This window comes from Paracoccus maritimus, assembly GCF_025195095.1.
Lineage (GTDB): Bacteria > Pseudomonadota > Alphaproteobacteria > Rhodobacterales > Rhodobacteraceae > Paracoccus > Paracoccus maritimus.
On record NZ_JANAVZ010000002.1, the window covers coordinates 335,385 to 354,219 of the forward strand.

Here is an 18,835-nt window from a genome sequence, read left to right on the forward strand (position 1 = left end):
CCAGCGAAAGGAAGCCAGATGCTGATCCTGATCCTAGGCGTCGCCCTGTGGTGGGCCGCGCATCTGTGGAAACGTGTCGCGCCCGCAAGCCGGGCCGAATTCGGAGAAAAGGGCAAGGGGCTGGTCACCGGCGCCCTGATCCTGTCGGTGCTGTTGATGATCTGGGGCTACAAGATCGCCGACGGGCCGGTCTGGTGGGGACGCTCGGCCGCGACGGTCGGCATCAACAACCTGCTTGTGCTGATCGCGTTCTATCTGTTCGCAGCCAGCGGCATGAAGACCCGCGTGACCGCAATGACCCGCCACCCGCAACTGATCGGGTTCTCGCTGTGGGCATTCGCGCATCTGCTGGTCAACGGGGACCTGCCCAGCCTGATCCTGTTCGGCGGCCTTCTGGTCTGGGCGCAGGTCGAGATCCTGCTGATCAACCGCACGCCATGGACGCCGCCTTCGGGACCGTTCCCCGCCAGGAAGGAAGCCATGGCCGCCGCCGGGGCCGTGATCGTCACGCTGGCCGTCGGAATGATCCATGGCTGGCTGGGCTACTGGCCGTTCGGAGGCTGAGATGACCACGATCTATCGCTGCATCACCGAAGATGACACCGCGCAGTTCTGCCACCGGGTGACCGAGGCGCTGTCGCGCGGCTGGCAGTTGCATGGCAGCCCGTCGATGGCCTTCGACCCGGTCAAGGGCATCATGCGGATGGGGCAGGCCATCACCAAGGACATCCATGCCGAATATCACCCCGACATGAAACTGGGACAGCAATAAGGGCCGCAATGACGAAGACCAATCCGGGCCGCTTCTTCGAGGATTACACGATCGGCCAGATCATCCGCCACGCGGTGCCGCGCACCGTCGCCGAGGGTGAACGGGCGCTGTATCACGCGCTGTATCCGGCGCGCCACGCGCTGTATTCCAGCGATGAGTTCGCGGCCTCGTCCGGGCTGGAAAGCAGCCCGCTGGACGATCTGATCGCCTTTCACATCGTCTTCGGAAAGACGGTGCCGGATGTCAGCCTGAACGCGATCGCCAATCTCGGCTATGCCGAGGGGCGATGGCTGCGGCCGGTCTGGCCCGGCGATACGCTGCGGTCGGAATCCGAGGTGATCGGACTGAAGCAGAACAGCAACGGCAAGTCCGGCGTGGTCTGGGTGCGCACGCGCGGCCTGAACCAGATGGACGAACCGGTTTTGGACTATGTCCGCTGGGTGATGGTTCGCAAGCGCGACCCCGAAGCGGCAGCCCCCGAAACGGTGGTGCCCGACCTGGCGCAGGTCGTCGATCCGACCGATCTGGTCATTCCCGAGGGGCTGGACTTCACCGGCTATGATTTCGATCTTGCCGGCGAGCCGCATCGCTGGGGCGATTACGAGATCGGCGAGAAGATCGATCATGTCGATGGCATCACCGTCGAAGAGGCCGAACACATGCTGGCCACGCGGCTGTGGCAGAACACCGCCAAGGTGCATTTCGATGCCACCAATCGCGAGGACGGCAAGCGGCTGATCTATGGCGGCCACGTGATCAGCATGGCGCGTGCGCTGTCCTTCAACGGCCTGGCCAACGCGCAGATGATCGTGGCGCTGAACGGCGGTGCGCATGCCAATCCCTGCTTTGCGGGCGACACGGTGCGCGCCTGGTCCGAGGTTCTGGACAAGGCCGACACGACCGCGCCCGGTGTCGGCGCGATCCGGCTGCGGCTGGTCGCGACCACGGGCGACAGCGCGGCGTTCCCGCTGCGGGGGCAGGACGGCAGGTATGCGCCCGAGGTCCTGCTGGACCTGGACTACTGGGCCCTGATGCCGGTCTAGGCCGTGGCGCGGTCGATCCAGCGAATCATGATCGTCGGAGGGCCGGGATCGGGCAAGTCCTGGATGTCGCAGCGTCTGGCGGCGGTCAGCGGCCTGCCGGTCTGGCACATGGACCACATCCACTGGCTGCCCGGCTGGGTGGAACGTGACAGGCTGGAAAAGGACATGCTGACCCGAGAGGTTCACGCCCGCGACGCGTGGATCTTTGAGGGCGGGCATTCGCGCACCTATCGCGAACGTGCCGCAAGGGCGCAGTTGCTGGTCTGGCTGGATCTGCCGGTCGGGCTGCGGATTCGGCGTGTCCTGTGGCGCGCGATCCTGCATCACGGCAAGGTGCGACCGGGCATGGCCGCGGGATGTCCTGAAGCGTTCGGCCGGCAGACGGTCGATTTCCTGCGCTTCATCTGGCGCACGCGAGAGACCGGACGGCAGGCCGTGCAGCGCGTGCTGGACGCCGCGCCCGCACATCTGCAGGTGGCGCATCTGCGCGGCGCGGCCGAATTGCGCGGATTTCTTTCGACCGCCCGACCTGCGATGCCGGGGCCGGGACTGATCCTGTCCAGCGACCTGCGCGATGACCGAGGCAAGCCGTGATTCCCGCAGGTTTCAGGCGCCCTGCGGGTCTTGCTGCCCTGCCGTCGTGTGGCCAGAACGATCGCGTCCTTCGTTGTGCGCCTGTTGTGATCACGCCTGCGGCACGCGTGATCACAAATCTGCGAATCCACGACTTTTCTTGCAAGGCACTGGTATCTGCGGGTGACAGATGGCACAAAAGCCGACAGATGATGCGCCAATCGCCAGCCCGCGAGGCCAGCCCAAAGCCTGCGACGGGACGTGTGAGAACCGACAAAGGAGGGCCGCTTCATGGCTGACGTGAATCGGGGAAACCGGCCGCTTTCCCCCCATCTTCAGGTCTATCGCCTGCCGGTTGCGGCAGTTACCTCGATCCTGACACGCATCACCGGGCACGCGCTGGTCGCGGGAATCCTGCTGATCGTGTGGTGGCTGGTCGGCGCCGTCAGCGGGCCCGAGGCCTTCGCGATGGCAGACTGGGTCGTGCGGTCCTGGCTGGGCTTTCTGATCCTGACCGGATCAGCATGGGCGCTGTGGTATCACACGCTGGCCGGGATCCGGCACCTGTTCTACGACGCCGGGATCGGGCTGGAGATCGACGAGGCTCGCAAGTCGTCCTGGGCGATCATCATCGGATCGGGCGTGCTGACGCTGCTGTCCCTGATCCTGTTCTTCATCGGCTGAGGCGAGGGTTCGAAGATGCGCTATATCACCCCAAGAAAAGCCGCCGCCGGTCTGGGTTCCGCCCATAGCGGCACGGGCCATCACTGGGCGATGACGGTCAGTGCCTGTGCGCTGATCCTGCTGACCCCCGCCTTCCTGCTGGTCGTCGGCAGTGCCATCGGCCTGCCGCGCGAGGCGCTGATCGGTTATTTCGGTCGGCCCTATCCCGGCATCGTGACGGCACTGTTCGTGATCGTGGGCATGATCCATTTCATCAAGGGCACCCGGATCATGATCGACGACTATTTCCAAGGCACCGCCCGCAAGGGTGCGATCATCATTTCGGTGATCTTCAGTTGGGCGGTCATCGCCGCCGCGGTCTTCGCCCTGGCGAAGATGGCCTTCATCACCATCGCGATCTGAGGACGACATGGCTGCATATGAAATTCAGACGCATGATTACGACGTGGTCGTGGTGGGCGCGGGCGGCGCGGGTCTGCGCGCCACGCTGGGAATGGCCGAACAGGGGCTGCGCACGGCCTGCGTGACCAAGGTGTTCCCGACCCGGTCGCACACCGTGGCCGCGCAGGGCGGCATCGCCGCCTCGCTGTCGAACATGGGGCCCGACAACTGGCAGTGGCACATGTATGACACCGTCAAGGGGTCGGACTGGCTGGGCGACACCGACGCGATGGAATACCTGGCGCGCGAGGCGCCGAAGGCGGTTTACGAGCTGGAACATTATGGCGTGCCGTTTTCGCGCACTGAAGAGGGCAAGATCTATCAGCGCCCGTTCGGCGGACACACGACCGAATTCGGTGAAGGCCCCCCGGTCCAGCGGACCTGCGCCGCGGCCGACCGCACCGGCCACGCCATCCTGCACACGCTTTACGGTCAAAGCCTGAAGAACAACGCCGAATTCTTCATCGAATATTTCGCGCTGGACCTGATCATCACCGATGGCCGCTGCACCGGCGTCGTCTGCTGGAAGCTGGACGACGGCACGATGCATGTCTTCAACGCCAAGATGGTGGTGCTGGCGACCGGCGGTTACGGCCGCGCCTATTTCAGTGCGACCAGCGCCCATACCTGCACCGGCGACGGTGGCGGGATGGTGGCGCGTGCGGGCCTGCCGCTTCAGGACATGGAATTCGTGCAGTTCCACCCGACCGGCATCTACGGCTCGGGCTGCCTGATCACCGAGGGTGCCCGCGGCGAAGGCGGCTATCTGACCAACAGCGAGGGCGAGCGTTTCATGGAACGCTATGCCCCCACCTACAAGGATCTGGCCAGCCGCGATGTCGTCAGCCGCTGCATCACCATCGAGATCCGCGAAGGCCGTGGCGTGGGCGAGCACAAGGACCACATGCATCTGAACCTGATGCATCTGCCGCCCGAAGCCCTGCACGAACGTCTGCCGGGCATCAGCGAATCGGCCAAGATCTTTGCCGGTGTTGACGTGACCAAGGATCCGATCCCGATCCTGCCGACGGTCCACTACAACATGGGCGGCATCCCGACGAATTACTGGGGCGAGGTGCTGAACCCGACCGAGGATAGCCCCGACGCCGTGTTCCCGGGTCTGATGGCCGTGGGCGAGGCCGGTTGTGCCAGCGTTCATGGCGCGAACCGTCTGGGCTCCAACAGCCTGATCGACCTTGTCGTGTTCGGTCGCGCCGCCGCGATCCGTGCCGGTCAGGTCGTCGATCGCGAAGGCGCGATCCCGTCCACCAACCAGACCGAGGTGGATCGCGCGCTGGACCGGTTCGACAGGTTCCGCAACGCCGACGGCGGCACGCCAACGGCGGAGCTGCGGCTTGAGATGCAGAAGACGATGCAGGCCGACGCCGCCGTCTTCCGCACTGACAAGACGCTGGCCGACGGCTGCGGCAAGATGGAGGCGATCGCCGCGAAACTGGACGATATTCATGTCACCGATCGCGGTTTGATCTGGAACACCGACCTGATGGAGACGCTGGAACTGGCGAATCTGATGCCCAACGCGCTGGCGACCATCGTCGGCGCCGAGGCGCGAAAGGAAAGCCGCGGTGCCCATGCTCACGAGGATTACCCCGAGCGGGATGATGCCACATGGCGCAAGCATTCCCTTGCGTGGGTCGAGGGGAACAAGGTTAAACTGGACTACCGCCCTGTCCACATGGACCCGCTGACGACGGAAGAAGAAGGCGGGATCGACCTGAAGAAGATTGCTCCCAAGAAAAGGGTTTACTGATGCGTTTCAATCTGACTGCCGTTTTTGCTGCGGGTACACTGGCGCTGGCGGGCTGTGTCGCCCCGATGCCCACCACCGCGCCTGTCCCGACCACCCCGACCACGACTGCGCCGACCACGCTGGACGCCGCATCGCGGTCGCTGGCGCGCAGCGTCGTCAATTCCGAGATGGAAAAGCGTCTGCCGGGCGTGAACGTCGCCCCCTACAGCGATTGCGTCATCAACAACGCCACCACGGCCGAGCTGATCGATATCGCGCAGATGGCGCGGTCGGGGACCATGGGGACCGCCGACAGCGTTGCGTCGATCGTGTCGCGGCCTGCGACGACCCAGTGCATCGCCAACGCCGCGCAGTCCGTGTGATGCGATGAGGCGGGCGCACATTGCGATTCTGGCGCTGTTGCCGCTGGCTGCGTCCGTATCGGCCTGCGGGCCGGTTCCGGTCGATCAGGCCGAGGCCAGCTGCCAAAGCAATGCGCGTCTTGCCGAGCGTCCGCGCGGCAGCGTGACGATGGGCGCCGGCGCAGGGTCCGACGGATTCTCGGGCGGGTTCGGCCGGGTCGAGCTGGATATCAGCAGCGACTATCTGATGGGCCGCGATCCTGCCGAAGTCTATCGAAGCTGCGTGATGCGACGTTCCGGCCAGTTGCCGCGGCAGCCTTATTACAGCCAGACGGGCCAGGGCGGATCGCGATGATACGCGCGTTCTATCGTCCTGACCCCGCGCATCGCGGCGGTGCCCATCGCGCACCCTCCGAAGGCACTTCCTGAAAGGAGCACCCAATGGTCCAGTTCACCTTGCCCAAGAACAGCCAGATCCGGGTCGGCAAGACCTGGCCCAAGCCGGACGGCGCCACCAATGTGAAGAAGTTCCAGATCTATCGCTGGGATCCCGACACCGGCGAGAATCCTCGTCTGGACACATATTTCGTGGATCTGGACAAATGCGGACCGATGGTTCTGGACGCGCTGATCAAGATCAAGAACGAAATCGATCCGACGCTGTCCTTCCGGCGGTCCTGCCGCGAAGGGATCTGTGGATCCTGCGCGATGGTCATCGACGGCGGCAACCGGCTGGCCTGCATCTTCGGCATCGACGAGATTGCAGGGGATGTAGCGATCTATCCGCTGCCGCATATGCCGGTCGTCAAGGACCTGATCCCCGACCTGACGCATTTCTATGCACAGCATGCCAGCGTGAACCCGTATCTGCAGACCAAGTCGCCGACGCCGGGCAAGGAATGGAAACAGTCCATCGAGGATCGCAAGAAGCTGGATGGGCTGTACGAGTGCATTCTTTGCGCCTCGTGCTCGACGGCGTGCCCGTCCTATTGGTGGAACGGGGACCGCTATCTGGGCCCGGCCGCGCTGTTGACGGCCTATCGCTGGATCATCGATTCGCGCGACGAGGCCACGGGCGAGCGGCTGGACGAATTGGAAGACCCGTTCAAGCTGTATAGGTGCCACACGATCATGAACTGCACCAATACTTGCCCCAAGGGCCTGAACCCTGCGAAGGCGATCGCGTCGATCAAGCACATGATGGTCGAACGGCAGGTCTGATCGCGTCAACGCGACGGTCGGTCTGCCGGCCGTCGCCATGTTCCGAAAGCCCAAGCCCCCGGCGCATGTCCGGGGGCTTTTTGCTTGGCAACGGATCCTTCCGAAACGAAAACCCGCCCGGGCTGATGCCGGGCGGGCTGTTTCTTCGTACGCTGCAAAGCTGTCAGTCGACCAGATCGGTGTCTTCGCCGGTCTTCTTCGCCAGCTGCATGCGCCGCTTGAGCATCTTGCCGGCGACCATTGGCATGATGAAGCCGATGATCGCGATGCTCCACAGGCCGATGGTCAGGGGTGATCCGAACAGCACCGAATAGTCGCCATCGGCGATGGTGACGGCGCGGCGCAGATTGACCTCCATCTCGTTGCCCAGAAGCGTGCCCAGGATGATCGGGACCAGCGGGACATCCAGCTTGCGCAGCACCCAGCCGCCGATACCGAACAGGATCATCACGACCAGATCGAAGGTCGAGCCCGAGATGCCGTAGATGCCGACAAAGGAAATCATCGCGACGATCGGCATCAGGATCCGGGGCGGCACCATCAGCACCCGCGTGAACAGACCGATCATCGGGATGTTCAGGACCAACAGCATGACGTTGCCGATGAACAGGGCCGCGATCAGGCCCCAGACCACGTCGGGGTTGTTGGTGAACAGCAACGGCCCCGGCGTGATGTTCAGCGCCAGCAACACCGCCAGCAGAACCGCCGTGGTCCCGGATCCCGGCACCCCCAGCGCCAGCATCGGCACCAGCGCGCCGCCCGCAGCGGCGTTGTTGCCGGTCTCGGGTGCGGCGACACCGCGCGGATCGCCGGTGCCGAAGGTGTTTTCGCGGTCCACGAGGCGCTTTTCCATCGAGTAGGAGATGAACGAGCCAAGCGAGGCCCCGGCGCCGGGCAGGACACCGGCGATGAAGCCAAGGACCGAGGTGCGCGCCATGGTCGGGATGCAGGACCGAACCATGCTCCAGGGTGGAATGATGCGCCCGATCTGGACCTTGGGCCCGGTCGAGGAATCCTTGTCCGTGCCGCGATGTTCCAGGAAGATGAACACTTCGGACAGGGCGAAAAGCCCGACGATGGCGACAAGGAAGTCGATCCCGTCGTAAAGATGCACCTCGCCGAAGGTAAAGCGCGGAACACCGGTCTGCGTATCGACGCCGATCATCGCCAGCCCCAGCCCAAGTGCAGCCGCGAAGGCCGCCTTGGCCTGATTGGTCGAACTGATCCCGCCAAGCGTGGCGAAGGCCAGAACGAACAGCGCGAAATATTCGGCCGGACCGAACAGCAGCGCCACCTTCACAAGCTGCGGCGCCAGGAAAACCAGGCCCCAGGTCGCGAAGAACGCGCCCACGAAGGATGCGATGCCCGACAGGGCCAGCGCCTCGCCGGCCTGGCCCTTGCGCGCCATCGGATAGCCGTCGAGACAGGTCATCATCGCCGGTTCGTCGCCGGGAATGTTCAGCAGGATCGACGAAATCCGCCCGCCATACATGGCCCCGTAATAGACCGAGGTCAGCAGGATCAGCGCCGGCGTGGCGTCAAGGCCAAGCGTGAATGCAAGCGGGATCAGGATCGCGACCCCGTTCGAGGGACCAAGACCGGGCAGGGCGCCCATGATGGTGCCGAGAAGACAGCCCAGAAGCGCCAGTCCGATATTCTGGAAGGTCAGTGCGACAAGAAATCCGTCGCCGAGAGATGAAAGAAGCTCCATTGATCAGGGTCCTAGAATCCGAGGGGGCCACGGGCCAGCGACAGGCCCAGGATCAGCCGGAACACCACATAGATGCCGACCGAGGTTCCGATGCCGACCAGCACTGCCTCGACGGGTTTCGATCCAAGCCGCCAGGCCAGATATCCGGCTGCGAACATGGTCGCGACGACGAAGCCCAGCACCGGCAAAAGCTGCGCATAGGCGAACAGCACCAGAACCGCGAAACCGATCTCAGCCAGTCGCCCGGCCTGCGGCCAGTCCGGCGCGGGATCCGGCTTCACCAGGAAATAGATCGAGGCAAGCCCCATGATTGTGGCAACGATGATCGGAAAGACCGACGGCCCCACGGCGTCGCTCATGAAGGCGACTTCGATCATCGTCGCCTGGATGCCGAAGAAGATGGCGAGAACAAGCCCGATCCCGCCGAAGATGCGGTCGCTCATTGTGACCTCCCTTGATGATGTGCCCAAGGCTTCCGGCCACGCGGCCGGAAGCACATTGGCGGATGCGGCCCGGTTACTTGATCAGCCCGATCTCGCGCGACAGTTCTTCGATGCGGGCGATCGAGGCGTCCACATATTCCTGAAACTCGGGTCCGCTAAGATCCAGAGGCGCCAGGCCGTTGGTCTGCATCACCTGCTTCCACTGGTCGCTTTCATAGACGTCATGAATGGTCGTGGCCCAGTATTCATAGGCCTCGTCGCTCATCCCGCCGGGGGCGTAGAAGCCGCGCCAATTGGCGCCCACCGCGTCGATGCCCTGTTCGATGGCGGTCGGAAACTCCGAGAATTCACCTTCCAGACGCTCGGGCGCCAGCACGGCGATCACCTTGATGTCGCCGGAATCGACGAACCCTTTGGCTTCGGACAGATCACCCGTATAGGCCTGCAGCGATCCGGCCAGAAGCTGGGTGATCGCCTCGCCACCGCCCGCGAAGGCGATATACTTGACGCTGCGCACGTCTTCGATACCGGCCTCGTTCGCGGCGATCAGCACTTTCAGATGGTCCCAGCCGCCGACTGCCGAACCGCCACCGATCGAGATCGACCGCGGGTCCTGCTTGATCATGTCCAACAGTTCGGGCAGCGTCTCGACCTCGCTGTCGGCGGCAACCGCGATGACGCCATAATCGGCGCCAAGCGATCCCAGCCAGCGCACCTGATCGGAGGTGTTGCCGGGATAGGCCTTCTGTGCCAGCCGCGTCGCCGTGGCGGTCGAGGCCGCGACAACCAGATCGTTGCTGTCATTGCGCTTGTTCACCACCTCGGCGAAGGCGACGCCGCCACCGCCGCCGGACAGGTTCACGACCTGCATAGTGCCGGGGATCGCGCCTATATCCTGGGCGACCTTGCCGAACTGCCGGCAGGTAAAGTCCCAGCCGCCGCCCGGGTTGGCCGGGGCGATGCATTCGGTCGCTTCGGGTTCGAAGGCCGCCGCAGGGCCGCCGATGATGGTCGTGGCCAGGATCGCCGCCGCAAATGCGCGGCCGAAAATCATGTTCGGTTTCATCTTGCTGTTACTCCTCCCGTCGGGGTCGTGTGGCGTCCGGACGCCTCTCTCCGCGCCGGACCTTCCGTGTGGTACTATGCGAGGCTGTCGCGAAGCTGTCACACCGCGCAATCCGCAATTGTCAGAAAGGGTCGAGGGCCTATACTGGGCCGTCACGGCAGAGGGGGCCGTGGGGAGGAAGTGTCTGATGCGTATCCTGCTGGTCGAGGACGCGATGGATGTCGCCGAGGCGATCTCGGCCATGTTCACCAGGCGCGGTGACGCCGTCGATCATGCCGCGACCGTTCTTGCCGCGCAGGATTATCTGGCGGTGCAGGGCTATGACATCGCCATTCTCGATATCGGATTGCCCGACGGCCTGGGAACCGAAGTGCTTGCCGCGCTGAGATCGGCGGGCAAGGCGACGCCGGTGCTGATGCTGACCGCGCAATCGGATGTCGATGACCGGGTGTCGGCGCTGAACAGCGGGGCCGACGACTATCTTGTGAAACCTTTCGATCTGCGCGAGCTGGAGGCGCGGGTGCGTGCGTTGATCCGGCGCAACAGCGGCGATGTCTCGGGCTGCATCGAGTTTGCCGATCTGCTGTTCGATCCGGCCGGTTGCAGCCTTGAGATCGGTGGCGCGCCGGTGACGTTGACGCGGCGCGAATTCAGCCTGCTTGAGATCATGTTGGCCAATCGCGGTCGGGTGATCCCCAAGGAGCGTATTCTCGAACGCATGTATGCCTTTGACCACGAACAGGTGGGAACCAACACGGTGGAACTGTATGTCGCCCGGCTGCGCCGCAAGTTGCAGCCAAGCCGCGTGGCCATTCGCACGCTGAGGGGCCTGGGTTACCAGCTTGTCGCAGATAGCTGATCCCGACATCGCGGGCAAAGGTGGGTCGCTGACCCTTCGCCTTGCGCTGGCTTTCGCGCTGATCTTCGCGCTTGGCGGGGTCGCCGTCGCGGTGGCGGCGTTTTCCTACGGTCGTCAGGCGGCGCAGCAAAGCTTTGACCGGCTGCTTGTCGGGGCCGCCGATCAGATCGCGCGGTCGATCACGCTGCAGGATGGCGCGGTGTCGGTCGATCTGCCGGTCGGCGCGTTCGAACTGCTGTCCCTGGCACCGAATGACCGCGTGATCTACGCCGTCTATGGGCCCGATGGCGGGCTGATCACAGGCTATGAAGGGCTGGAGGCATTTCCCGAGGGCCGGCGATTTCATGACGCGACATTCGCGGGCGAGCCGATCCGCGCCATCCGCGTCACCCGCCCCTTCGCCGAGCAAAGCTATGCCGGCACCGTCGTGGTGGTCGTCGGCCATACGCTGCGCGCCCGCGCCGAAATGGCTGCGCAGATCACCCGCAACGCCGTGATCGCGGCAGGGTTGGTCGCCCTGGTGATGGCGGGGCTGGCAGTTCTGGCCGTGCGGGCGGCGCTTGCGCCGGTGAACCGGGTCGGGACGGCGTTGCACGGTCGTTCGCCGCAGAACCTGACCCCGCTGGATGTCGCCGTCCCGCGCGAGATCTCCAGCCTTGTGCAGGCGCTCAATCGCTTCATGGGGCGGCTTGACCGGCAGGTGGGGATCATGCGCAACCTGATCGCCGATGCCTCGCACCAGCTGCGCACGCCGATTGCCGCGCTGCGGGTACAGGCCGAACTTGCCGAAGAAGAAAACGATCCCGAGGCGTTGCGCCGGATCGTTCAGCGGATTCACGCCCGCGCGGTCAATCTGAGCCATCTGACCGACCAGCTTCTGAACCACGCCCTGATCATTCATCGCGCGGATTCCGTTCCGCTGGCGCGCGTGGATCTGCGGCAGGTGGTGATCGACGCCATCGAACATGTCGATCATGCGGTGCTGGACGGCCGGACCCCTGCGATGCTGGACCTGCCGGAGGATCCGGTGTGGTGCGACGGGGATGCCCTGTCATTGATCGAGGCCACGAAGAATCTGGCCGGAAACGCGCTGCGTCATGGGGTCGATCCGGTTCGGGTCTCGGTCGCGCAGGAGGGGGATCGCGCGCGGATCCTGGTGCGGGATGCAGGTCCGGGGATACCGCGCGATTACTGGGACGAGGCCGGGACGCGTTTTGCCCGCAGCAGCGGCGTATCCGCGAAAAGCGCGGGGCTTGGTCTCGCGATCGTGCAGTCGGTCGCGGCGGCGCATCACGGCCGGCTGGAATTTCGGACGGGCACGCCGTCCGGGTTCGAGGCGGCGATCGTGCTGCCCCTTGCCGAAAACGGGGCGCGATGATGGCTGGCTGGAGGATGCTGCTGCCCTTGATTTCGTGCCTGGCTGCGCCGGCGCTGGCGCAGCCCGTGCCGGAAGCCACGCAGGACTATGGCCGGTCCGACGCGCCGTTTGCCATCCTGGTTCGCAGCACCACCGACATCGCTCTGTTCGGCCCGGTCCTTGACGGGTTCGTGGCCGCCAATCCCGATATCCGCGTCGATTATGAGCAATGGGGATCGAATGATCTTTACGCCGTTTCCCTGGCCGAGTGCAGGTCCGGCGCAGAGACGGCGGATCTGCTGATCAGCTCTGCTGTCGATCATCAGGTGAAGCTGGTCAATGACGGTTGCGCGCGGTCGCACAGCTCGCCCCTGACCGAGGCGCTGCCGGCCGAGGCGAACTGGCGCGACGAGTTGTTCGGAATCACGCAGGAGCCTGCGGTGATGGTCTATAACAGCGACCTCGTGCCCGCGCAGGAGGCGCCGCGCACGCGTTTCGATCTGATCGACCTGCTGCGGCCAGAGGGCAGCCGGTACGAGGGAAAGGTCGCGACCTATGACATCGAGGAATCCGGGCTTGGCTATCTGTTCGCATTCGTGGACGCACAGCAGGCGACCACCTTCGGCAGCCTGATCGAGGCCTTCGCACGCAGCCGTGCCGTATCGACCTGCTGTTCGGCCGAGATCATCGACGGCGTGGCCAGCGGGCAATATGTCCTGGCCTATAATGTCCTGGGATCCTATGCGCTGGATCGGGCCGAGCAGGCGGACAACCTGGTCGTCGTGGCGCCGCAGGACTATACGCTGGTTCTGTCGCGCGGCGCGATGATCCCCCGGAATGCGCCGAACCCGGTTTCGGCAGGCCTGCTTCTGGATTTCCTGGTCTCGGATCAGGGGCGGCGGGCCATGGCCGCCGAGCATCTGTATGGCGATGCCACCGCGGTGGCGCCGGATAGCCTGGGACAAAACGAGGCGGTTCTGCGGCCCATTCCGCTGTCGCCTGTTCTGCTGGTTGGACTTGACCGGCAGAAGCGGGCGCATTTCCTTGCGCTGTGGCGCGACACCTTCGCCCGGCCACAGCGTGGGGCGACGACACCGTCGGAATAGACGATGCCCGGAACCCGGACCACGATGCAGATGCGCAAGGTTCGGGGATCGGCGCCATGGCGCAGGCTTCCCGCAAGTGATAGATATCGCGAGGTATTTGGACAAAGAAGAAATGCAGGTCTTTGACAAGATCATCTCGGATCGCGGGTCACGATATGCCGTGTCGGGCGGGAAGGCCGCCAGCCGCGAAGAGGCGGCGGCGTTGCTGGCCCAGTTGAAGCGCAACAAGCGTTTCGCGAAGGCCACGCACAACACATGGGCGGCAATCCTGTCGGGCGAGCCGGTCAAGGATGACGATGGCGAGGCGGGGGCAGGCGCCCTGATGCTGCAGATGCTTGAACGTGCGGCGCTTGTCGATCACGTCGTGATCGTCACCCGATGGTATGGTGGCAAACATCTGGGCGGCGACAGGTTCCGCCATGTGGCGGATGCGGTGCGGCTGTATCTGCGCGAAACCGGGCTTGGCGATCAGGGGGCATAGGCGCGGCGGCGGCCAAGGTAACGTCTGGATACACTGGCTTCGTCCCGACGCGCCTCAGGCGCAGCCGCAGTCCTCGACTATTCGGCGGCATTCACCTTTTCGGCCACATATTTCTGGAAGTTCTCGCCGTTCTCATAGCCGTGGTCGCGGACCCATTCCAGAAGCGCCGCGGTGGTTCCCTTGCCGAAGGCACCCGGCATGGTGGCCACCGCAGCCTGCGCGGCGGTCTGGCCTTCGGGCACCTCTTCGGGCAGGAAGATCATCGTCGGCGTGAACATCGCGCCCCAGCGGTTCACCATTTCCTTCTCGGGCAGTTCGGTGCCGTCGAAATCGGTGACTGCGACATCACCGAACATGTTGATCTGGATGACGAAATAGTTGTCGGTGATGTCCTGCGCGATCTCGGGGTCGGAAAACACCTCTTCATGCATCTTCTTGCAATAGATGCAGCCGCGCTGTTCGATCAGGATCATCAGGCGCTTGCCTTCGGAATTGGCTTCGGCCAGATCCTCGCGCAGATCCTTGAAAGTCTCGCGCAGCCAGGGTTCCTTGTGCAGCCCGTCATCGCCGATCGTGGCGGCCTGGACGGGCAGGGCCAGCGACAGCGCCAGCAGGGTGATGCGGATAAAGCTCATCTTGGTGCCTCCTCAGGTGATGGTCGCGGACCAGTCAAAATTGCGGATCATCCAGTCGGCGATCAGGTTGACGGTGTTCGTGGCGATGAGAACGGCGAACAGGATCAGCATGACGCCCATCACCTTTTCCACATAGCCCAGATATCTGCGGTTGCGATTGGCCCAGGCAAGGAAGGGGCGGGCGAAGAACGCCGCCAGAACGAAGGGCAGCGTCATCGCAAGCCCGTAAACCAGCAGCAATGTGCCGCCGCGCAGCAGATCGCCGGTGCCGGACGCGACCAGCAGGATCGCCGTCAGCGCCGGTCCCACGCAGGGTGTCCAGCCGAAGCCGAAGGCAAGACCCATGACATAGGCGCCAAGCATGCTGGAGGGTTTCGCCGGGCCGTCCAGCCGCGCCTCGCGGTACAGGAACGGGATGCGGATGACGCCCAGAAAATGCAGCCCGAACACGAACAGAATTGCTGCCGCCACATAGGACAGCGGCTGCTTCCATTGCGCAAAGACCTGGCCAAGGGCGGTTGCGCCCAGTCCCAGCAGCACGAAGATGGACGTCACCCCCAATGCGAAGGCAATGGAGGACCCGATCAGGCGGCGCTGTGCGCCCGGCGCGATCCGGCCATCCCCGCGCAGTTCCGCCATCGAGATACCGGCCATGTAGGACAGGTAGAACGGCACCATCGGCAGGATGCACGGCGACAGAAAAGACAGGATGCCCGCGACGGCAGCGCCCCAATAGCCGATCTCAAGCATGTCGATCCCCCTTCACGCGCATCGTCGTTTGACGAGGGATAACAGTCAATCATGAATGCGAATATGTGAAGGGGTTGTCCGTGTTTTTATGGTCCTGTGCGACGTCGATCTGCGTTCGTCTTCAGGTCGGTGCGTCGCAATCAGCCCAGATATGCCTTGATCGCCGCCGCCACGCCCTGTTCCTGAACCAGCTTCAATTTGCGGGTGAACGCCTCTTGAAAGCGGGGATTGTCGGCCAGCGGCCCGAACACGGTGCGGTTCGACAGGAAGGCCAGCGGATCCTTGCGCGAGGCCAGCGCGAACTCCCGCAAGGCGTCGCTGTTGTCGTCGTTCGGCGCGATCTCGTTGCCGGCCTCATCGGTGCGTTCGCAATAGCGGCACCAGAAGGCGACCTCCTGGGCCAACCCGTCGATGGGGAAATCATGACGCAGCGCGTCGGCCAGCGTCGGAAGGATGAATTTCGGCTGCCGGTTCGATCCGTCCAGGCACAGGCGCGGGATCGTGTCGCCGATCTCGGGATTGGCGAAGCGGCTGACGATCAGTTCCAGATAATCGGCGTAATTCACACCGTCGATCGGCGTCAGGGTCGGAACGATCTCGCGCGATTCCAGCGCGCGCAGCCACGCCTCGATCTGCGGATCGGCCATGGCGTCGTGCACGAAATGGTGCCCCAGCAGCGCCGAGGGGTAGGCGATGGCTGCGTGGCCGCCATTCAGGATGCGCAGCTTCATCAATTCGTGCTTGCTGACATCTGCGACGAATTCGGCTCCGACCTTTTCCAGCTGCGGGCGGCCCTGCGGGAAATTGTCTTCCAGCACCCATTGGCGGAACGGCTCGCATACCACCGGCACCGCATCGGTGATCCCGAACCTGTCGCGCACCAGCGCCCGCTCACGGTCAGAGGTCGCGGGCGTGATGCAGTCCACCATGGAGTTCGGAAAGGCGATGTTCTGGCGGATCCATTCGGCCAGCGCGGGATCGGAAAGCTGGGCCAGTTCGGTCACCGTCCGCGCGCAGACATGGCCGTTTTCCGGCAGGTTGTCGCAGGACATGACGGTGAAGGGATCGTGCCCCGCCGCGCGACGCTTGCGCATCGCGGCCAGGATCATGCCGAACACGCTGCGCGGCGCGTCGGGATGGGTTGCGTCATGGGCCATGTCGGGATGCGCGGCGTCGAAACCGTCGGTCTTTGCATCGACGTAGTACCCGCCCTCGGTGATGGTCAGCGATACGATGCGGATCGCGGGATCGGCCATCGCATCGATGACCTTGGCGGGATCGACCTCGACGAAGTCGATCATCGAACCGATGACGCGGGCGCTCAGACCATTGGGATCCAGCTCGACCACGGTCGTCAGCCAGTCCTGCGCGGCCAGCCGGTCGCGCATCGCTGCATCGCCGGGTCTGACACCGGCGCCGACCAGCGCCCAGTCATGCCCTTCGCCCGCCTCGAAAAGCTGATCCAGATACCAGGCCATGTGGGCGCGATGGAAATTGCCCACGCCGACATGCAGGATGCCGGGCTTCAGACCGGCCCGGTCATAGCCGGGACGATCGACCGTGGCGGGCAGATCGTTCAGTGCGGAAGTCGTCAGGGCGATGGCCATGTCTGGACCTTTCATCGGGTATGTCACGCCGGTCCGGCGCGGATCGGTTCTGCTGTGCGGCGAGGCGGCGGGTCCGGAAACCGCAGCCGGATCACCTTGTCTGAGGGCCTCCGACTGCGGTTGAGGAAAGATCAGTCGATGCGATCGCCGCTCTGGTCGAACTTGTGGATCTTGTCCTCGTTCGGGGTCAGCCAGACGGTGTCACCGTGGCGCAGGCGAACCTCACCGTCAGAACGGACGGTGATCGTCTCGGCCAGCCCGGTGTCCTCGACGTAGAGGAACGTGTCGGACCCCAGATGCTCGCTGACGCCGACGCGGCCTTTCCATTTTCCGCCCTCGGTCGAGACGCCGATATGTTCGGGGCGCACGCCGATGGTCGCGGCGCCGTATTCCGCTGCTGTCTCGCCCGAAAACAGGTTCATCTTGGGACTGCCGATGAACCCGGCGACGAAGGCGTTCTTGGGGCGCAGATACAGTTCCAGCGGCGATCCCACCTGCTCGATCCGGCCAGCGTGAAGAACGACGATCTTGTCGGCCATGGTCATCGCCTCAACCTGGTCGTGGGTGACGTAGATCATCGTGGTTTCAAGACGGTTGTGCAGTTCGCTGATTTCCAGCCGCATGCCCACGCGCAGCGCGGCATCCAGGTTGGACAGCGGTTCGTCGAACAGGAAGGCCGAGGGTTCGCGCACGATGGCCCGGCCGATCGCCACGCGCTGCCGCTGACCGCCCGATAACTGGCCGGGGCGGCGTTCCAGATAATCGGTCAGGTTCAGCGCTTTGGCCGCGGCATCGATGCGGCGGTTCTGTTCATCCTGCGGCACCTTGGCCATCTTCATCGGGAAGGCGATGTTCTTTCTGACCGACATGTGCGGATACAGCGCATAGCTTTGGAACACCATCGCCAGGCCACGCTTGGCCGGGGATTCGTCGGTGGCATCCTGCCCGTCGATGAGGATGCGCCCGTCGCTGACATCCTCCAATCCCGCGATCAGCCGTAGCAGGGTGGATTTACCACAGCCCGACGGGCCCACGAAGACCACGAACTCGCCGTCTTCGATATCCAGGTTCAGGGGCGGGATGACTTCGACATCGCCGAAACGCTTGGCCACGCCTTCAAGGGTAATACGTCCCATCGTGGTTCTCCTTATTTAACCGCGCCGAAGGTCAGGCCGCGGACAAGTTGCTTCTGGCTGAACCAGCCAAGGATCAGGATCGGCGCGATGGCCATGGTGGATGCCGCCGACAGCTTTGCCCAGAACAGACCCTGCGGGCTGCTGAAGGATGCGATGAACGCAGATAGCGGCGCCGCGTTTGTCGTGGTCAGCTGGATCGTCCAGAACGCTTCGTTCCATGCCAGAATGATGTTCAAGAGCATGGTCGAGGCGATGCCGGGCACGGCCATCGGGGTCAGGATATACAGGATCTCGTCGCGCAGCGTCGCACCGTCCATCCGCGCGGCTTCCAGGATTTCGCCCGGAATTTCACGGAAATAGGTGTATAGCATCCAGATGACGATCGGCAGGTTCATCAGCATCAGGATGATGACCAGACCGGTGCGGGTATCCATCAGCCCGGTGCGAAGGAAGATCAGGTAGATCGGCACCAGCACCGCGACGGCGGGCATCATCTTGGTGGACAGCATCCACATCAGGATGTCCTTGGTCCGCTTGGTGGGCGAGAATGCCATGGCCCAGGCGGCCGGGATCGCGACGATCAGCGCCAGCAGGGTGGACCCCACGGCGATGACAACCGAGTTCATGAACGGCCGGAAATAGTTGTTCTGGTTCTGGACCGTCTCGTAGCTGGAGAACGAGAATGACGGGATCAGGTCGAAACCGGCGATCGCCTCCTGTTCGGTCTTGAGGCTTGTAATGATGGTATAGAGGATCGGGAAGAAGATGATCAGCGCCACGAGCCATGCGGCGACGGTCCACCCGATCTTGCTGTTGCGAGAGATTGCGCGTGCCATGT

22 protein-coding genes are annotated in these 18,835 nt (G+C 64.0%); 14 read left to right on the forward strand and 8 right to left on the reverse strand.

Going from position 1 to position 18,835, the window contains the following annotated elements; translation table 11 throughout:
* The first annotated feature begins 18 nt into the window (after window positions 1–18).
* The 10 genes from MU516_RS04610 (at window position 19) to MU516_RS04655 (ending at window position 6,846) form a co-directional block, all read left to right on the forward strand.
* Window positions 19–564, forward strand: a complete 546-nt coding sequence (locus MU516_RS04610) for an NnrU family protein (protein WP_260276026.1) — start codon at window positions 19–21, stop codon at window positions 562–564.
* A gap of 1 nt (window position 565) precedes the next feature.
* Window positions 566–772 carry a DUF1737 domain-containing protein gene (locus MU516_RS04615; RefSeq protein ID WP_260276028.1) on the forward strand — a complete coding sequence of 69 codons (207 nt, stop codon included), beginning with the start codon at window positions 566–568 and terminating at the stop codon, window positions 770–772.
* An 8-nt stretch (window positions 773–780) separates the two neighbouring features.
* Window positions 781–1,815: a MaoC family dehydratase gene (locus tag MU516_RS04620; RefSeq protein ID WP_260276029.1), complete on the forward strand. Its 1,035-nt coding sequence runs from the start codon at window positions 781–783 to the stop codon at window positions 1,813–1,815.
* Window positions 1,816–1,818: 3 nt separating this feature from the next.
* Window positions 1,819–2,409, forward strand: coding sequence for a P-loop NTPase family protein (locus tag MU516_RS04625; RefSeq protein WP_260276030.1), 591 nt, complete (start codon window positions 1,819–1,821; stop codon window positions 2,407–2,409).
* Window positions 2,410–2,679: 270 nt separating this feature from the next.
* A complete protein-coding gene (gene sdhC, locus MU516_RS04630) occupies window positions 2,680–3,072 on the forward strand; it encodes a succinate dehydrogenase, cytochrome b556 subunit (protein ID WP_260276031.1) in 393 nt (130 codons plus the stop codon).
* Between the two features lie 15 nt (window positions 3,073–3,087).
* Window positions 3,088–3,474 (forward strand): succinate dehydrogenase, hydrophobic membrane anchor protein, encoded by a 387-nt coding sequence (locus MU516_RS04635; protein ID WP_260276032.1) that lies wholly within the window; start codon window positions 3,088–3,090, stop codon window positions 3,472–3,474.
* 7 nt (window positions 3,475–3,481) lie between these two features.
* A complete protein-coding gene (gene sdhA, locus MU516_RS04640; RefSeq protein WP_260276034.1) occupies window positions 3,482–5,284 on the forward strand; it encodes a succinate dehydrogenase flavoprotein subunit in 1,803 nt (600 codons plus the stop codon).
* Window positions 5,284–5,646: a hypothetical protein gene (locus tag MU516_RS04645; RefSeq protein WP_260276035.1), complete on the forward strand. Its 363-nt coding sequence runs from the start codon at window positions 5,284–5,286 to the stop codon at window positions 5,644–5,646. The genes sdhA and MU516_RS04645 overlap by 1 nt, the downstream gene beginning before the upstream one ends.
* A gap of 4 nt (window positions 5,647–5,650) precedes the next feature.
* Entirely contained in the window at window positions 5,651–5,980 is a 330-nt protein-coding gene (locus MU516_RS04650; protein WP_260276036.1) for a hypothetical protein, read from the forward strand.
* An 86-nt stretch (window positions 5,981–6,066) separates the two neighbouring features.
* Window positions 6,067–6,846, forward strand: coding sequence for a succinate dehydrogenase iron-sulfur subunit (locus MU516_RS04655; RefSeq protein ID WP_209055137.1), 780 nt, complete (start codon window positions 6,067–6,069; stop codon window positions 6,844–6,846).
* Between the two features lie 163 nt (window positions 6,847–7,009).
* On the opposite strand, the gene MU516_RS04660 is transcribed toward MU516_RS04655, so the two are convergent.
* From MU516_RS04660 to MU516_RS04670, 3 genes are all read right to left on the reverse strand, one after another.
* A complete protein-coding gene (locus MU516_RS04660; RefSeq protein ID WP_209055138.1) occupies window positions 7,010–8,557 on the reverse strand; it encodes a tripartite tricarboxylate transporter permease in 1,548 nt (515 codons plus the stop codon).
* Between the two features lie 11 nt (window positions 8,558–8,568).
* A complete protein-coding gene (locus MU516_RS04665; protein ID WP_260276038.1) occupies window positions 8,569–9,000 on the reverse strand; it encodes a tripartite tricarboxylate transporter TctB family protein in 432 nt (143 codons plus the stop codon).
* Window positions 9,001–9,073: 73 nt separating this feature from the next.
* Entirely contained in the window at window positions 9,074–10,066 is a 993-nt protein-coding gene (locus MU516_RS04670; protein WP_260276039.1) for a Bug family tripartite tricarboxylate transporter substrate binding protein, read from the reverse strand.
* A 187-nt stretch (window positions 10,067–10,253) separates the two neighbouring features.
* On the opposite strand from MU516_RS04670, the gene MU516_RS04675 reads away from it, so the two are divergent.
* The 4 genes from MU516_RS04675 to MU516_RS04690 all read left to right on the forward strand — a co-directional run bounded on the left by MU516_RS04675 (window position 10,254) and on the right by MU516_RS04690 (window position 13,869).
* Window positions 10,254–10,925: a response regulator transcription factor gene (locus MU516_RS04675; protein WP_260276040.1), complete on the forward strand. Its 672-nt coding sequence runs from the start codon at window positions 10,254–10,256 to the stop codon at window positions 10,923–10,925.
* Window positions 10,909–12,303 carry a sensor histidine kinase gene (locus MU516_RS04680; protein WP_260276041.1) on the forward strand — a complete coding sequence of 465 codons (1,395 nt, stop codon included), beginning with the start codon at window positions 10,909–10,911 and terminating at the stop codon, window positions 12,301–12,303. Before MU516_RS04675 ends, MU516_RS04680 begins: the two co-directional genes overlap by 17 nt.
* On the forward strand, window positions 12,303–13,388 hold the full coding sequence (locus MU516_RS04685; RefSeq protein WP_311319096.1) for an ABC transporter substrate-binding protein: 1,086 nt from the start codon (window positions 12,303–12,305) through the stop codon (window positions 13,386–13,388). Before MU516_RS04680 ends, MU516_RS04685 begins: the two co-directional genes overlap by 1 nt.
* A gap of 112 nt (window positions 13,389–13,500) precedes the next feature.
* Entirely contained in the window at window positions 13,501–13,869 is a 369-nt protein-coding gene (locus MU516_RS04690) for a YigZ family protein (protein ID WP_260276043.1), read from the forward strand.
* Between the two features lie 77 nt (window positions 13,870–13,946).
* Here MU516_RS04690 and MU516_RS04695 read toward each other — a convergent pair whose 3' ends face one another.
* The 5 genes from MU516_RS04695 to MU516_RS04715 all read right to left on the reverse strand — a co-directional run bounded on the left by MU516_RS04695 (window position 13,947) and on the right by MU516_RS04715 (window position 18,833).
* A complete protein-coding gene (locus MU516_RS04695) occupies window positions 13,947–14,504 on the reverse strand; it encodes a thioredoxin family protein (RefSeq protein ID WP_260276045.1) in 558 nt (185 codons plus the stop codon).
* A gap of 12 nt (window positions 14,505–14,516) precedes the next feature.
* Window positions 14,517–15,254: a cytochrome c biogenesis CcdA family protein gene (locus MU516_RS04700; protein ID WP_260276046.1), complete on the reverse strand. Its 738-nt coding sequence runs from the start codon at window positions 15,252–15,254 to the stop codon at window positions 14,517–14,519.
* A 140-nt stretch (window positions 15,255–15,394) separates the two neighbouring features.
* Complete coding sequence (locus tag MU516_RS04705) at window positions 15,395–16,861, reverse strand: mannitol dehydrogenase family protein (protein WP_260276047.1); 1,467 nt, start codon at window positions 16,859–16,861, stop codon at window positions 15,395–15,397.
* 131 nt (window positions 16,862–16,992) lie between these two features.
* Window positions 16,993–17,997: an ABC transporter ATP-binding protein gene (locus MU516_RS04710; protein ID WP_260276048.1), complete on the reverse strand. Its 1,005-nt coding sequence runs from the start codon at window positions 17,995–17,997 to the stop codon at window positions 16,993–16,995.
* 11 nt (window positions 17,998–18,008) lie between these two features.
* The gene (locus MU516_RS04715; RefSeq protein ID WP_209055148.1) at window positions 18,009–18,833 is read right to left on the reverse strand and encodes a carbohydrate ABC transporter permease; all 825 of its coding nucleotides are present in this window, start codon (window positions 18,831–18,833) and stop codon (window positions 18,009–18,011) included.
* Window positions 18,834–18,835: the final 2 nt, after the last annotated feature.